The 13,697-nt window shown below is 44.8% G+C and carries 18 protein-coding genes; 8 read left to right on the top strand and 10 right to left on the bottom strand.

All coding sequences use genetic code 11. The features are described 5' to 3' along the window. Genes BCU07_RS18955 through BCU07_RS18925 form a run of 7 tightly spaced genes read right to left on the bottom strand, consistent with a single transcriptional unit; the run spans position 1 to position 5,807 of the window. On the bottom strand, positions 1–1,461 hold the full coding sequence (locus BCU07_RS18955) for an RNA polymerase factor sigma-54 (RefSeq protein ID WP_017058913.1): 1,461 nt from the start codon (positions 1,459–1,461) through the stop codon (positions 1–3). Between the two features lie 54 nt (positions 1,462–1,515). Further along, on the bottom strand, positions 1,516–2,241 hold the full coding sequence (gene lptB, locus BCU07_RS18950; RefSeq protein WP_004735304.1) for an LPS export ABC transporter ATP-binding protein: 726 nt from the start codon (positions 2,239–2,241) through the stop codon (positions 1,516–1,518). A 2-nt stretch (positions 2,242–2,243) separates the two neighbouring features. Further along, positions 2,244–2,738 (bottom strand): lipopolysaccharide transport periplasmic protein LptA, encoded by a 495-nt coding sequence (gene lptA, locus BCU07_RS18945; protein WP_017058914.1) that lies wholly within the window; start codon positions 2,736–2,738, stop codon positions 2,244–2,246. Beyond that, the gene (lptC, locus tag BCU07_RS18940; RefSeq protein ID WP_004735306.1) at positions 2,719–3,282 is read right to left on the bottom strand and encodes an LPS export ABC transporter periplasmic protein LptC; all 564 of its coding nucleotides are present in this window, start codon (positions 3,280–3,282) and stop codon (positions 2,719–2,721) included. The genes lptA and lptC overlap by 20 nt, the downstream gene beginning before the upstream one ends. Further along, a complete protein-coding gene (kdsC, locus tag BCU07_RS18935) occupies positions 3,279–3,836 on the bottom strand; it encodes a 3-deoxy-manno-octulosonate-8-phosphatase KdsC (protein ID WP_017058916.1) in 558 nt (185 codons plus the stop codon). Before kdsC ends, lptC begins: the two co-directional genes overlap by 4 nt. Beyond that, positions 3,836–4,807, bottom strand: a complete 972-nt coding sequence (kdsD, locus tag BCU07_RS18930; RefSeq protein ID WP_017058917.1) for an arabinose-5-phosphate isomerase KdsD — start codon at positions 4,805–4,807, stop codon at positions 3,836–3,838. Before kdsD ends, kdsC begins: the two co-directional genes overlap by 1 nt. 34 nt (positions 4,808–4,841) lie before the next feature. Next, positions 4,842–5,807, bottom strand: coding sequence for a calcium/sodium antiporter (locus BCU07_RS18925; protein WP_017063737.1), 966 nt, complete (start codon positions 5,805–5,807; stop codon positions 4,842–4,844). 264 nt (positions 5,808–6,071) lie between these two features. On the opposite strand from BCU07_RS18925, the gene mlaF reads away from it, so the two are divergent. The 8 genes from mlaF to BCU07_RS18885 all read left to right on the top strand — a co-directional run bounded on the left by mlaF (position 6,072) and on the right by BCU07_RS18885 (position 11,551). Then, positions 6,072–6,866 carry a phospholipid ABC transporter ATP-binding protein MlaF gene (gene mlaF, locus BCU07_RS18920; RefSeq protein ID WP_102427917.1) on the top strand — a complete coding sequence of 265 codons (795 nt, stop codon included), beginning with the start codon at positions 6,072–6,074 and terminating at the stop codon, positions 6,864–6,866. Position 6,867: 1 nt separating this feature from the next. Next, complete coding sequence (gene mlaE / locus BCU07_RS18915) at positions 6,868–7,647, top strand: lipid asymmetry maintenance ABC transporter permease subunit MlaE (protein WP_017058920.1); 780 nt, start codon at positions 6,868–6,870, stop codon at positions 7,645–7,647. A 2-nt stretch (positions 7,648–7,649) separates the two neighbouring features. Then, positions 7,650–8,141 carry an outer membrane lipid asymmetry maintenance protein MlaD gene (gene mlaD, locus BCU07_RS18910; protein ID WP_017058921.1) on the top strand — a complete coding sequence of 164 codons (492 nt, stop codon included), beginning with the start codon at positions 7,650–7,652 and terminating at the stop codon, positions 8,139–8,141. Positions 8,142–8,193: 52 nt separating this feature from the next. After that, on the top strand, positions 8,194–8,823 hold the full coding sequence (locus BCU07_RS18905; protein WP_120459707.1) for a phospholipid-binding protein MlaC: 630 nt from the start codon (positions 8,194–8,196) through the stop codon (positions 8,821–8,823). After that, complete coding sequence (locus BCU07_RS18900) at positions 8,823–9,131, top strand: lipid asymmetry maintenance protein MlaB (RefSeq protein WP_017058923.1); 309 nt, start codon at positions 8,823–8,825, stop codon at positions 9,129–9,131. The genes BCU07_RS18905 and BCU07_RS18900 overlap by 1 nt, the downstream gene beginning before the upstream one ends. Positions 9,132–9,144: 13 nt before the next feature. Next, on the top strand, positions 9,145–9,399 hold the full coding sequence (gene ibaG, locus BCU07_RS18895) for a BolA family iron metabolism protein IbaG (protein ID WP_102427918.1): 255 nt from the start codon (positions 9,145–9,147) through the stop codon (positions 9,397–9,399). A gap of 8 nt (positions 9,400–9,407) precedes the next feature. Then, positions 9,408–10,673 carry a UDP-N-acetylglucosamine 1-carboxyvinyltransferase gene (murA, locus tag BCU07_RS18890; protein ID WP_017058925.1) on the top strand — a complete coding sequence of 422 codons (1,266 nt, stop codon included), beginning with the start codon at positions 9,408–9,410 and terminating at the stop codon, positions 10,671–10,673. Between the two features lie 152 nt (positions 10,674–10,825). Beyond that, positions 10,826–11,551 carry a 1-acylglycerol-3-phosphate O-acyltransferase gene (locus BCU07_RS18885; RefSeq protein ID WP_010435026.1) on the top strand — a complete coding sequence of 242 codons (726 nt, stop codon included), beginning with the start codon at positions 10,826–10,828 and terminating at the stop codon, positions 11,549–11,551. A 125-nt stretch (positions 11,552–11,676) separates the two neighbouring features. On the opposite strand, the gene BCU07_RS18880 is transcribed toward BCU07_RS18885, so the two are convergent. The 3 genes from BCU07_RS18880 to pyrB form a co-directional block, all read right to left on the bottom strand. Beyond that, the gene (locus BCU07_RS18880) at positions 11,677–12,066 is read right to left on the bottom strand and encodes a RidA family protein (protein WP_004735319.1); all 390 of its coding nucleotides are present in this window, start codon (positions 12,064–12,066) and stop codon (positions 11,677–11,679) included. A gap of 136 nt (positions 12,067–12,202) precedes the next feature. After that, positions 12,203–12,664, bottom strand: coding sequence for an aspartate carbamoyltransferase regulatory subunit (pyrI, locus tag BCU07_RS18875; protein ID WP_017058927.1), 462 nt, complete (start codon positions 12,662–12,664; stop codon positions 12,203–12,205). Positions 12,665–12,676: 12 nt separating this feature from the next. Next, a complete protein-coding gene (gene pyrB / locus BCU07_RS18870) occupies positions 12,677–13,606 on the bottom strand; it encodes an aspartate carbamoyltransferase (protein WP_012604860.1) in 930 nt (309 codons plus the stop codon). Positions 13,607–13,697: the final 91 nt, after the last annotated feature.

The following is a 13,697-nucleotide window of genomic DNA, read 5'->3' as shown; positions in this document are numbered from 1 at the left end:
TTATAGCAGGCGTTTACGCTGACTCGATGGGGCAATGCCCAGAGACTCACGGTATTTCGCTATGGTACGTCTAGCTACCTGAATTCCTTGGTCAGCCAGTAAAGCAGCAATCTTACTATCACTTAGAGGCTTCGCGGTATTTTCCGCTGCGACAAGCTTCTTGATGAGTGCGCGAATTGCTGTAGATGAACATTCACCGCCATTGTCAGTGCTGACATGGCTTGAGAAAAAGTATTTGAGCTCGAAGATGCCACGTGGCGTATGCATGAATTTTTGAGTCGTCACACGAGAGATCGTGGATTCGTGCATATCAACAGCTAACGCAACATCATTAAGAACCATTGGCTTCATCGCTTCTTCGCCATGTTCGAAGAAATCACGCTGATGTTCAACAATGCATCGCGCAACTTTGAGTAGCGTCTCATTTCGGCTCTCTAGGCTTTTAATTAACCACTTTGCTTCTTGCAAATTTGAGCGGATGTATTGATTGTCGGCGCTGTTGCCTTTACTGCCCAGATCAGCGTACTGCTGATTCACTTTCAACTTAGGCACGCTATCAGGGTTAATGGTCACTAACCATTTGCCAAGGTCTTTGAAGACAGATACATCTGGAACCACATACTCAGTTTCATCCGGAGTAATCTTACTGCCAGGACGAGGGTCCAGCTGTTGAATCAGTTGCAAAACTTCACGTAGTTCTGCTTCTTTCAACTTGGTCTCTTTGATAACCAGTTTGTAATCGCGATTGCCGAGTTGGTCGATATGGCTAGTAAGTACTAACTTAGCTTCGTTAAGCCAAGGCGTATCTTGGGGAAAGGTTGCCAGTTGCAGTAACAAGCAATCTTGCAGGTTGACTGAACCGACACCTAGCGGATCAAACTGCTGAATTCGTTTACGTACCGCTTCAATTTCATCAAGCTCGATCTCTTCATTGTCGAAGTTTTCAAGGATGTCTTCACAAGTTACAGTGAGGTAGCCGTAGTCGTCGATGGCATCGATTAATGCAAAAGCGATGCTTCGGTCGGTGTCAGTGAATGGCGTTAAGTCGAGTTGCCAAAGTAGGTAATCGTGCAGGCTTTGAGTGGTTTCGCCTTGATAAACCGGCATGTCGTCATCAATCGCAATACCCGTGTTACCGGTGTTCGCGCTGTAGACGTCTTCCCAAGTTGTGTCGATTTCTAGTTCGTTGCCAATCTCTGATTTTTCGATTAAGTCTGAGCTATCAGGTAAGTCTTGCTCTGTGGCTTCAACAGTTTCTTTTTCGTCACTGCTAGGTTTTTCTTCCGATGTTGGCGTATCTTCATTGCCTTCTTCGACATCGAGTAGTGGGTTAGATTCAAGTGCTTCTTGAATCTCTTGCTGCAAATCTAAAGTAGACAATTGCAACAAACGAATCGCTTGCTGCAATTGAGGAGTCATTGCTAACTGTTGGCCTAGCTTAAGTTGTAATGAGGGTTTCATTCAGTGTGACTTACCTAGTTATTATTCTTAGAACTCTCGATACTCTCTATATAATCATAGACGGAATTGTTCGCCTAGATAAACTTGTTTAACTTGTTCGTTATTGAGAACATCTTCAGGAGTACCCTCAGCGATCAGGTGTCCTTGGCTTACGATGTAAGCTTTTTCACACACGTCTAATGTTTCACGAACGTTGTGGTCGGTAATCAAAACGCCCAAGCCGCGATCACGCAGGTGAACAATGATTTTTTTGATATCGATTACTGAGATCGGGTCAACACCGGCGAATGGTTCATCCAATAGAATGAACTGCGGGTTTGCTGCTAGTGCACGAGCAATCTCTACACGACGACGCTCACCACCCGACAGAGCCATACCATTGCTGGTGCGGATATGTTGGATGTGGAACTCTTCTAGCAGGTCTTCCAGCTTATCTTGGCGTTGTTCGTTGGTCATTTCATCACGGGTTTGTAAAACCGCCATGATGTTGTTCTCTACGGACAACTTACGGAAAATCGATGCTTCTTGAGGCAGGTAACCGATACCAAGACGAGAGCGGCTGTGCATTGGTAAGATACTGATGTCTCGGTCATCAATGCTGATGGTACCTTCATCACGCGCCACCAAACCAACAATCATATAGAAAGATGTGGTTTTACCTGCACCGTTAGGCCCAAGCAGACCGACGATCTGGCCTGACTCTACCTGTAAGCTTACATCGGTAACAACCTTACGTTTACTGTAGGTTTTCGCTAGGTTTTTTGCTTTAAGAACAGCCATCGTTACTTATTCACTTCCGTTGGTTGTAAAACCGTTGACACTCGTTTGTTTTCACCACTGTCAGCGACTAATTTCTGAGAACCGATCTGGTAAGTGATCTTAGAACCGCGAATGATGCTGCCATCTTGAGATAACATCGCATTCTTAGTCATGATCAGTCGGTCGGCAACAAGCTGGTAGTGCAGGTCGTCAGCTTCACCGTAGAGTGTCTTACCGTCGTCAGTAAGCTGAGAGAAGGTTGCTGGCTTACCGAAGCCTTGAATTTCTTCAATCTCACCGTTTACGGCGTTACGAGTAACAATAACCTTATCGGCATTGATATTGATGCTGCCTTGTTTAAGGTTCACATCACCAAGGAAAGTCACTTGGTTACTTTTCATATCCAATTGCTGGCTGTCTGAGTCAATGTAGACAGGTTGCTCACTATCCGAAGACAGAGCATAGACATTAGGTGCCGCAAGGGTCAAAGCGAATAAACTAAGGTGTAAGAGTTTCATATCTACCTTGAACAGAATTAAAGAGGGTTGCATTGTTGGTACCGAAGTTACCTTTCATTGCTTGTCCCTCAGTTTCAAAAAATGTACCGATCATATGGACCGGAGTCTCTGAATAAAAATCTCGGCTAGGCAGCTCAACAACCATTTTATCTGTGGTCATTGTATCGAAGCTGGCTTCTGGCAACAGGTTCTTTGCCACGACGTTGTCATAAAACGTGACAACTTGATTCTCATCCATAATCGCGCGATCAGCGGTGACTTGCCATTCAATCGTGTGCCCTTCACGGAATACCGAAAGAACTGGGTTTTGAAAGTGCGTATCGCCAACTACTGAGTAGTGTTCTAAATACGTCGATTCAACCTGATAGCTGCGAATACCGCTTTCGTCGTAGCTAATGTTGTTCAGGCTTTTGCCACTAAACGCGGGCAGCTCCAAATTTGGAGCCACTTGTATCGTTGATGTTTGCTCTTTGTCGTACAAGTAATAGGTCGACCAAGAGGCAATAAATATGAGTATTAAATAGATAATACGAGTAAAACTCATATGCTTAAACCTTTATGCACGTCGAGTTCATTTCTTGCTTGTAAAATAAGGTCACAGACTTCACGTACCGCGCCATGACCACCGTTAATGGTTGTCACGTAGTTTGCACGCTTTGCAAGTAGCGGGTGCCCATCTGCCACACAGACCTTCAAGCCAACTTTTTCCATTACAGGCCAGTCAATCAGATCGTCTCCGATGTAACCTGTATTTTCAGGGTTTACAGAAAGCTTATCGCAAATATCTTGGTATGCCTTAACTTTATCGTCTTGACCTTGATAAATCAGCTTAATGCCTAGAGCGGTCATACGATTCTCAACAATTTGAGATTTGCGACCCGTGATGATCGCGATTTCAATGCCTGCGTTCATCAGTGATTTGATACCGTAACCGTCACGAGTGTGGAAGGTTTTCAGCTCTTCACCGTTGTTGCCCATGTAGATGCGACCATCAGAGAAGACACCATCGACATCGCAAATCAGCAGTTTGATCTCTTTTGCAATTGCAAATACATCTGAATTAACAGTGCCGTATAGAGTTTCGACTGTCTGTGTCATTACATTACTCCTGCTTTCAGTAAGTCATGCATGTTTAACGCTCCGACTAATTTACCTTCTTGGCATAACATCAGGCCATTGATGCTCTTCGCTTGCATCAAGTTTAAGCCCTCAACCGCGAGCATGTTTGGCTCGGCTACCGTCGGGTTTAGCGTCATCACATCACCGATCTGCGTGTTATGGATATCAACGCGTTTGTCTAAGATACGGCGTAAATCACCATCGGTAAAAATACCGGCCATTTGGCCATCTTCACCAACGATTGCTGTCATGCCTAAGCCTTTCTGAGATATCTCTAGTAGAGCGTCTCTTACTAGTGCGTCGGGTGCTACAACAGGAAGTGAATCGCCTGTGTGCATGATGTCGTCGAGCTTCAACAGCAACTGACGACCTAAAGCGCCACCAGGATGAGACAGGGCAAAGTCTTGAGCGGTGAAGCCTCGAGCCTGCAAAAGTGCAACGGCTAATGCATCACCCATGACCAAAGTCGCCGTGGTGCTTGTTGTTGGTGCTAAGCCCAGCGGACAAGCTTCTTCCGGTACTGAAATTTGTAAATGGATATCAGACAGGGTTGCCATGTTTGATGCTGGCTTGCCTGTCATGCTGATGATCTTGATGCTCAGACGCTTTAACACAGGAAATAGGCTGAGGATTTCTCCCGATTCGCCGGAGTTGGATATTGCAATCACAATATCACCAGGTTCGATCATGCCTAAGTCGCCATGCGCCGCTTCGCCTGGGTGAACAAAGAAAGCCGATGTCCCGGTACTTGCCAATGTTGCTGCGATTTTGTTGCCAATGTGGCCTGATTTACCCATGCCCATCACAACGACTTTGCCTTTGTTGTTCAGGATAAGGTCGCAAGCTTTACAAAAATCATCATTAAAATATTGGTCTAATTGAGTGAGACCTGCAACTTCGGTTTCCAAAACTTGTTTTGCAACGCTGCGGTAATCAAATGGCTGAGACATCAAATACTCCAAGTACGGGAAGTTAAATCAACAATTAAGCCGACATGTTCATTAATAGGTAACTTTGGTAGGCCACGAACGTCACAATTAACACGCCGCCTTCAATACGATTCACACTACGAGATTTTCCTAGTGCCATCACAACAAGTAGTAGCGATACGCCTAGCATTACCCAGAAGTCACGACCCATAGCGAACTCGCTCAAGATCGAAGGGTTTAGGATGCCCGGGATACCCATAACAGCAAGGATGTTGAATACGTTTGAACCAATGATATTACCTACAGCCATATCATCTTCACCCTTCATAACGCCGGCTAGTGATGCTGCAAGTTCAGGAAGGCTAGTACCAACAGCAATGATGGTTAAACCAATGACAAGGTCGCTCATGCCGAAGAACTTCGCGATGATCACAGCGTTATCTACCAGCATATCAGCAGCTAAAGGTAGGACGATTAGACCAATCACGACCCACATTGCAGCCTTAGGGTTACTTACGCCTTCAGGGATCTCTGATTCTTGCTCATCAAGGAAAGCATCGCCGTTCTTTTTCTCGCTGCGGCTGATTTGCAACATAGCAAACAAAAACGCGGCAAAAAGAACAAACAACAACACGCCTTCATAGAAGCCTAAATGGTTATCCCACAATAGGGCGCCCGCTAGCAGAGTGACACCGATCATTAATGGTAGTTCACGACGAATCACGCCTGAGCTAATCGATAACGGCTTGATAAGGGCTGTAATACCTAAAATCAGCGCGATGTTGGCGATGTTAGAGCCCAGTACGTTGCCTACAGCTGTATCTGTTTTGCCATCAAGGGCTGCTGTCGCAGAAACCATCATTTCAGGAGCCGAAGACCCCATTGCTAAGATCGTCATACCGATAACTAGTGGTGAAATACCGAAGTTGCGAGCAAGAGCAGCGGCACCGTAAACCAGCTTATCTGCACTCCACACCAAAAAACCTAGACCGATAATAAGAAACGCAATCGCTTCAAGCATGATGATTCCTAAAAAATTAATAAAAACGGAGAATTAACCGCTAATTTTGACCTGTTGCTAGATAAAAGGGAAGTCACTCGGCAAATTAATTACCAGTTAGCAGGCAAGAAAGAGAGATCAATAGATAATTTCCTAATGCTTTCAAATCCCTGCATAGATTCCTGTTTAATATGAATTAATTGAACAGTGCTTTTAATTCTAAAGTAGACTCATTATTATTGCAGCCATAATTGGCGTTTTTTAAAGCAAGGAAACAACAAAAATATGTTGAACACTGAGCTTGTGAAAGTTAAGAACCTCAGCTTCTCACGTGGTGAGCGCGTTATCTTTGATGACATCAGTTTAGAGGTGCCTCAAGGCAAGATAACCGCAATCATGGGGCCGTCTGGGATTGGCAAAACGACTTTACTGCGTTTGATTGGTGGGCAACTGCCGCCAGATGAAGGCGAAATTTGGTTTGATGGCGACAATGTCCCTGCATTATCACGTCGAAAGCTGTATCGAGCACGTAAGAAAATGAGCATGCTATTTCAATCGGGTGCGCTTTTTACGGATCTCAATGTCTTTGATAATGTGGCGTTTCCGCTGCGAGAGCACACTGAACTTAATGAAAAATTCATTCGTACCATCGTATTACTTAAGCTTGAAGCGGTAGGATTACGTGGTGCTGCGCAATTGATGCCGAGTGAGTTGTCTGGCGGAATGGCTAGGCGTGCCGCACTGGCGCGCGCAATCGCACTGGATCCAGAACTTATCATGTACGATGAGCCGTTTGTTGGCCAAGATCCCATCACCATGGGCGTATTGGTTGAATTGATACGAAATCTCAATCAAGCCTTGGGCTTAACCTCGATTGTTGTTTCTCACGATGTGCCAGAGGTGATGAGTATTGCTGATTGGGTTTACCTCATGGCAGATAGCAAGATTATTGCCGCTGGAACACCTGATGAGTTGTACAACAATAGCGATCCGAGAGTGCAGCAATTTTTGCAAGGCGAAGCCGATGGTCCAGTACCATTTAGATTCCCTGCGAAGAGCTTAGAAAAGGATTTGTTTTAATATGATTGTTAAAACTATTGCGGGTGTCGGTAAGCGTACACTTGCGAGCTGTGAGTCATTTGGTCGAGCAAGCCTGATGTTATTTGGGGCTTTGTTTGGCATCCCGCGACTAAAAAACTTCCCCTTATTAGTAAAACAACTTTATAGCGTTGGCGTTCAGTCATTGGCTATTATTTTAGTTTCGGGTCTGTTTATCGGCATGGTGCTCAGCCTGCAGGGCTATGTCGTGTTAATTGACTACGGCGCTGAGGGAAACCTTGGTCAAATGGTCGCGCTTTCACTGTTGCGTGAGTTGGGGCCTGTGGTGACTGCGTTATTATTTGCAGGTCGAGCCGGTTCAGCACTCACGGCAGAGATTGGGTTAATGAAGGCAACAGAGCAGATCTCAAGCCTTGAGATGATGGCCGTTGACCCTCTTAAACGCATTATTGCACCACGTCTTTGGGCCGGGCTTATCTCAATGCCATTGCTTGCTATGATTTTTATGGCGGTAGGTATTTGGGGCGGTCAACTGGTTGGTGTTGATTGGAAAGGCATTGATCACGGCAGTTTCTGGTCTGCGATGCAGTCTTCAGTAGAACTTGGCCGAGATATTGGTAACAGCATGATCAAATGTATGGTCTTCGCTATCACCGTAACTTGGATCGCACTTTTCAATGGTTATGACGCAGTACCGACTTCAGAAGGTATCAGTCAGGCAACCACACGCACTGTAGTGCACTCTTCTCTAGCGGTACTAGGGCTAGATTTTGTTCTTACCGCATTGATGTTTGGGAATTAATCATGCAACAAACTCGAAAATTAGAATTATGGGTCGGCACCTTTGTTATTGCCGGAATTTGCGCAATCTTAATCATGATCTTTCAAGTCGCTGACGTAAAAGGCATAGGTTCGAACCATACTTACAATCTAAAAGCGACCTTTGACAACATTGGCAGCCTAAAAGTTCGTTCTCCAGTGAAAGTGGGTGGCGTCGTTGTTGGACGAGTTAAAAGCATTGAGCTTGATACCGAGAGCTACCTTCCTGTCGTTGAACTGTCTATTGACGGGAAGTACTCACAATTTCCAGATACCTCTAGTGCTCAAATTTTAACATCTGGCTTAATTGGTGAGCAGTACATTAGTCTGGTTCCAGGCTTCATTTTTGATGATGAAGAGATGTTGGTCGATGGTGATTCAATTGAAGACACTAAGTCAGCATTGGTACTAGAAGATTTGATTGGCCAAGTGCTGTATAGCGTTGGTGGTTCTAATGACAGCGAAGCTAAGGAATAAGATAATGTTGAAAACTATTAGTTATTTAAAAGCTATTGGTTACTTGAAATCAATGTTTATGGCGGCAATGGCGTTGCTTATTTCTACCCAAGCCTTTGCTGCAGAATCGATTGACCGTACTCAGCCTTACCAGATGATGACTCAAGTTGCCGAAGTGGCATTTGAGCGTTTGAAGAGTGAACAAGACAACATCCACCAAGATCCAGAGTTATTGAAGGTCATCGTGGAAGAAGAGTTGATGCCTTATGTGAATGCACAATATGCAGCTCTTAAGTTACTTGGACCAAACTTGAAAGGCGCGGATAGAAAAGACGTGGGCGTGTTTATCGATTCATTCCGTAAATACCTTGTTTCTTCTTATGCCCAAGTGCTGACTCAATACACAGATCAGACGATTGAATTTGGTCCAGAACCAAAAATCAAAGCGGATAGCCGCATTACCAGTATCAAGGTCGACATCATCGATACGCCGCGACCAAACATTAAGCTTGAATTTAAGCTTCGCAAAGACAAGAAATCTGGCGAGTGGAAAGCATTTGATATGGTTGCCGAAGGTATTAGCTTGTTGTCGAGCAAGCAATCGGAGTGGAATACTAAGATTCGTCAAGAAGGCATCTTACAAGTTGCAGACGAACTAGAGAAATTAGCCGCACAACCGATTCGTTTTGAGAGTAACAAATAATGAGCCATTCTCAATGGCAAGCACTAAGCTCTAAAGAGTATCAACTGTTCGGTGATTTAGACCGAGACAGTGTCCCTGCAATCTGGCGTATATTGGAAAAGTGGCAAACGACGGAATCGAGCGTTGAAATTGACCTTAGCCATATAAATCGAGTCGATTCAGCAGGAATGGTGATGCTAATTCACTTATTAGAGCATGCAAAAAATCAAAACTGTCATATAATGCTCAGTTTCGTGCCAGAACAATTACGAACGTTGTTCCAATTGAGCAATATCCAGCCAATGATGGCAGAACACATAAAAAATTAGGCAGGAGCTATTTGTGGACAGCACAAGAGTACAAGAATTATTAGCAGAAGCACTGAACCTTCAGGAAATTTTCGTGAAAGGGGAAGGCAGTCATTACGAAGTTGTTGCGGTTGATCCATGTTTTGACGGCATGAATCGAGTTAAGAAGCAGCAACTAATCTACGGCCCACTAATGGAATACATTCAACGCAATGACATCCATGCTCTTTCTATTAAGGCTTTCACGCCGGAAGAGTGGGAACGTGATAAGAAACTGATGTCACTTTAAGGTTTATGATGGAAAAGTTTCGAGTTATTGGATCGGATAAGCCGCTAAGCGGTGAAGTGACGATCTCAGGCGCAAAAAATGCAGCGCTACCTATCTTATTTGCTTCAATTCTTGCTGAAGAGCCAGTGGAAGTAAGTAACGTTCCTCACCTACGTGACATCGATACTACGATGGAACTGCTTAAGCGTTTAGGCGCAAAAGTATCGCGTAATGGTAGTGTTCATGTTGATGGCAGCGAAATTAATGAATTTTGTGCGCCTTACGATTTAGTGAAAACAATGCGTGCTTCTATCTGGGCTTTAGGTCCTCTAGTCGCTCGTTTTGGTGAAGGCCAAGTGTCACTTCCAGGCGGTTGTGCAATTGGTGCTCGACCTGTTGATCTGCATATCCACGGTCTAGAGCAACTAGGTGCGACCATTAAGTTGGAAGATGGTTATGTGAAAGCAAGTGTTGATGGCCGTCTGAAAGGCGCGCACATCGTGATGGATAAAGTAAGTGTGGGTGCCACCATTACTATCATGTGTGCAGCAACGCTAGCGGAAGGAACAACAGTACTCGATAACTCAGCGCGTGAGCCTGAGATTGTTGATACGGCTGACTTCCTAAACAAACTGGGTGCTAAAATTTCTGGCGCAGGTACAGATACGATTACTATCGAAGGCGTTGAACGTCTTGGTGGTGGCCAACACTCTGTGGTTGCTGACCGTATTGAAACAGGTACTTTCCTGGTTGCTGCTGCTGTTTCTGGCGGTAAAGTGGTTTGTCGCAACACCAACGCTCATCTTCTTGAAGCTGCCTTAGCGAAGCTTGAAGAAGCGGGTGCGAAGGTTGAAACGGGCGAAGACTGGATCAGTCTTGATATGACGGGTCGTGAACTGAAAGCGGTGAAAATCGTAACGGCACCTCACCCTGGTTTCCCAACCGACATGCAAGCACAGTTTACTCTGCTTAACATGATGGCGAAGGGCAGTGGTGTTATCACTGAGACTATCTTTGAAAACCGTTTTATGCACATTCCTGAGTTACAGCGAATGGGTGCAAAAGCGGAAATCGAAGGTAACACGGCTATCTGTGGTGAAACGGAAAAACTGAGCGGCGCTCAAGTAATGGCAACGGACCTTCGCGCATCTGCGAGCCTTGTTATTGCTGGCTGTATTGCTCAAGGTGAAACCATCGTTGACCGTATTTATCACATCGATCGTGGTTACGATAAGATTGAAGATAAATTGTCAGCCTTAGGCGCAAACATTACACGATTTAGTGAGTCGAACTAACCTAGGTTAGTGGATTCATGAATCAGTAAGATGAAAACATAAAAGTCGGAACCTTGGTTTCGGCTTTTTTATAGTTGTATTTACCGCGAGTAAATCTATTGCTCATTTTTGCGCGAATAGATGAATCAACTTGGCGGTCGGTGAGGAACAAAATGATAGCAATATTACGTATTTTCGCAGTGGCGATATTTGCGATTCTTATGTTTGTATTTGGTTGTGGTTACTGCCTATTAAGTCCACGCAACCCGAAACACGTATTTACCTTTGGCCGTTATTTCGGTCGCATGTCGAAGATCTTCGGCATGAAGTTAGAGCTTCGCATCCCAGAAGATGCCTACTCTCGCGGCCAACATGTTTATGTGGCGAACCACCAAAACAGCTGGGATCTATTCACGATTTCATCAGCGGTAACGCCAAAAGTGGTAACTGTTGGTAAGAAAAGCCTAGTGTGGATGCCTCTATTTGGTCAGCTTTACTGGTTGACGGGTAACATCCTAATTGACCGTGCTAACCGTAGCAAAGCGGTAGGTACGATTGATCAGGTCGTGACGAGTCTAAAAGAGAGCGATGTTTCAGTTTGGATGTTCCCTGAAGGCACTCGTTCTCGTGGCCGTGGTCTGCTGCCATTCAAAACAGGTGCATTCCATGCTGCGATTGGTGCTGGCTTGCCTATCATCCCTATCGTGTGTAGCTCAACCGGTGGCGTGAAGCTAAACCGTTGGAACAATGGTCACGTGATTGTTGAAATGCTGCCACCAATCAGCACTGAAGGCTACGACAAGTCTAATGTTCGTCAACTGGCTAACTTAGCTCGTGAGCAGATGGCTGCGAAACTTGAAGAGTTAGACAAAGAAGTGGTTGAGCTTAATAAAAAGTAATTATCTAAGCGAAACGATGAACAATAAAAAAAGTTGCCAACTGGGCAACCTTTTTTTGTATCTAATAAACACCCAGTATTACGCTAAGTCGTTTATTAGAAGGTGTTTAATCTAAAGATTAAAACCTATTTGCGAACCGCAATAGCTTCGATCTCGATACCTACATCTTTTGGCAGACGAGCTACTTCAACACATGAACGTGCAGGGTAGTTTGCAACGCCGTGCTCATCGAAGAATTTACCGTAAACTTCGTTTACTGTGCCGAAGTCGTTTAGGTCTTTAACGAATACCGTTAGTTTTACGATGTCTTTTACAGTCAGGCCTGAAGCTTCAACAACCGCTTGAACGTTGTCTAGAGATTGGCGAGCTTGCTCTGCGATATCAGCAGATACTTCACCAGTTGCTGGATTTACTGGGATTTGACCAGAAGTCAGTACCATGTTGCCAAGGTCAACGCCTTGTACGTATGGGCCGATTGCAGCTGGAGCAGATTCTGTGTGAAGTACTTTAGTCATTGGTTTATTCCATCAGTTATTAGATAAAAATCAATTTTCAGTGTGCCTTCAAACTTTGGATAGGTAAAGCGCAAAATACCCCGCACAGGCGAGGTATTTGATAGTTTTTACATTCGGTCTTCTTTGCAGTATGACGTTATCTTTCTGTCACGATCTCGCGAGAGAAGACTTTTTCGCAATACTTACACTTCAATCGAATATCTTCTTTCTTTTCAAAGATCTTAAAGCTGCTTTCAACCGGTTCATTGTGAGTAATACAGTTAGTATTTGGACACTCGAACACATCGTTGATTTGCTCAGGAAGTTCTAGTGGTAGCTTCTTAACTACTTCGTAATCTTCTATTTGGTTCACTGTTGCATGAGGCGCATAAAGTGCCAGCTTGCTCGCCTGTTCTTCTGTGATAAACACATTCTCAATCTTGAGCAGGTCTTTTCCGCCCAGTGCAGAAGACGGTAGATTCAGGCCAATCGTCACGCGCTGATGAGAGTTGTGCATGTCGAACAGTTTTAGCACCTTGATCCCGATATTGGCTGGGATATGGTCGATAACAGTACCGTTTCTGATTGCTTCAACTTTTAATTGAGTCTCTTTAGACATGATATCTCTCCTCTACAGCGTTTCGTTAAGAACAAGGGCTAGCAATGCTTCACGGGCGTAAACACCATTCTCTGCTTGCTGGAAGTAGTAAGCGTAAGGTGTTTTATCGACATCGACAGTAATTTCATCAACGCGAGGAAGAGGGTGCAGAACCTTCAGGTTATCGCGTGCATTTTCCAGCATCGAAGCGGTCAGGATGTATGCGGATTTTATGTGCGCGTATTCTGACTCATCGAAGCGCTCTTTTTGAACTCGAGTCATGTACAAGACATCGAGCTCAGGAATCACATCTTCCATGTCCGTCAATAGTTGGTACTTGATGCCCGCTTCATCAAGCTCTTCGCAAATGTAGTCTGGCATCGCTAGAGCTTCTGGAGCCACGAAGTAGAAACAGATGTTGTCGAACTTCGCTAGTGCTTGAGTCAATGAGTGAACCGTACGGCCGTACTTAAGGTCACCAACGAATGCAACGTTTAGGTTGTCGAGGCGGCCTTGTGTCTCAGCGATAGAGAATAGGTCTAGTAACGTTTGTGTTGGGTGTTGGTTTGCGCCGTCACCTGCGTTAATAACAGGTACACCGTTTGAGAACTCAGAAGCCAGACGCGCTGCGCCTTCTTGAGGGTGACGCATCACGTAAGCGTCAACGTATGAAGAGATAACCTGTACCGAGTCCGCTAGCGTTTCGCCTTTCTTTGCCAAAGAAGTGTTACCACCACTGTCGAAACCAATCACATCACCACCGATGCGTTGAATCGCAGTTTCAAAAGAGAGACGAGTTCGTGTAGAAGGTTCGAAGAAGCAGCTGGCAACAACTTTGTTCTTGATGAGTTCTGGGTTTGGTTCAGCCTTTAGCTGACCTGCCGTTTGAACAATTAATTCTAGCTCTTCACGAGAAAGCTCTGGAATTGAGATGATGTGCTTTTGATAGAGCGAGTTCGCCATGATCTTCTTCCCCACAATAATGTATTGGCCATAAAAAAGCCCCCCATAATGGGAGGCTTTAAAAAAGTGCTGAAAAGCAGAATAGACGGCC

Origin of the sequence: Vibrio sp. 10N.261.54.E10 (assembly GCF_002877735.2) — a bacterium.
Classification (GTDB): domain Bacteria; phylum Pseudomonadota; class Gammaproteobacteria; order Enterobacterales; family Vibrionaceae; genus Vibrio; species Vibrio crassostreae_C.
The sequence above is the reverse complement of the archived record's forward strand: the minus strand, read 5'-3'. Positions and strand labels throughout refer to the sequence as shown.

Bases quoted from the DNA above. Each gene is read 5' to 3' on its own strand.
- BCU07_RS18955 (WP_017058913.1), bottom strand. From the start codon at position 1,461: ATGAAACCCTCATTACAACTTAAGCTAGGCCAACAGTTAGCAATGACT.
- lptB (WP_004735304.1), bottom strand. From the start codon at position 2,241: ATGGCTGTTCTTAAAGCAAAAAACCTAGCGAAAACCTACAGTAAACGT.
- lptA (WP_017058914.1), bottom strand. From the start codon at position 2,738: ATGAAACTCTTACACCTTAGTTTATTCGCTTTGACCCTTGCGGCACCT.
- lptC (WP_004735306.1), bottom strand. From the start codon at position 3,282: ATGAGTTTTACTCGTATTATCTATTTAATACTCATATTTATTGCCTCT.
- kdsC (WP_017058916.1), bottom strand. From the start codon at position 3,836: ATGACACAGACAGTCGAAACTCTATACGGCACTGTTAATTCAGATGTA.
- kdsD (WP_017058917.1), bottom strand. From the start codon at position 4,807: ATGTCTCAGCCATTTGATTACCGCAGCGTTGCAAAACAAGTTTTGGAA.
- BCU07_RS18925 (WP_017063737.1), bottom strand. From the start codon at position 5,807: ATGCTTGAAGCGATTGCGTTTCTTATTATCGGTCTAGGTTTTTTGGTG.
- mlaF (WP_102427917.1), top strand. From the start codon at position 6,072: ATGTTGAACACTGAGCTTGTGAAAGTTAAGAACCTCAGCTTCTCACGT.
- mlaE (WP_017058920.1), top strand. From the start codon at position 6,868: ATGATTGTTAAAACTATTGCGGGTGTCGGTAAGCGTACACTTGCGAGC.
- mlaD (WP_017058921.1), top strand. From the start codon at position 7,650: ATGCAACAAACTCGAAAATTAGAATTATGGGTCGGCACCTTTGTTATT.
- BCU07_RS18905 (WP_120459707.1), top strand. From the start codon at position 8,194: ATGTTTATGGCGGCAATGGCGTTGCTTATTTCTACCCAAGCCTTTGCT.
- BCU07_RS18900 (WP_017058923.1), top strand. From the start codon at position 8,823: ATGAGCCATTCTCAATGGCAAGCACTAAGCTCTAAAGAGTATCAACTG.
- murA (WP_017058925.1), top strand. From the start codon at position 9,408: ATGGAAAAGTTTCGAGTTATTGGATCGGATAAGCCGCTAAGCGGTGAA.
- BCU07_RS18885 (WP_010435026.1), top strand. From the start codon at position 10,826: ATGATAGCAATATTACGTATTTTCGCAGTGGCGATATTTGCGATTCTT.
- BCU07_RS18880 (WP_004735319.1), bottom strand. From the start codon at position 12,066: ATGACTAAAGTACTTCACACAGAATCTGCTCCAGCTGCAATCGGCCCA.
- pyrI (WP_017058927.1), bottom strand. From the start codon at position 12,664: ATGTCTAAAGAGACTCAATTAAAAGTTGAAGCAATCAGAAACGGTACT.
- pyrB (WP_012604860.1), bottom strand. From the start codon at position 13,606: ATGGCGAACTCGCTCTATCAAAAGCACATCATCTCAATTCCAGAGCTT.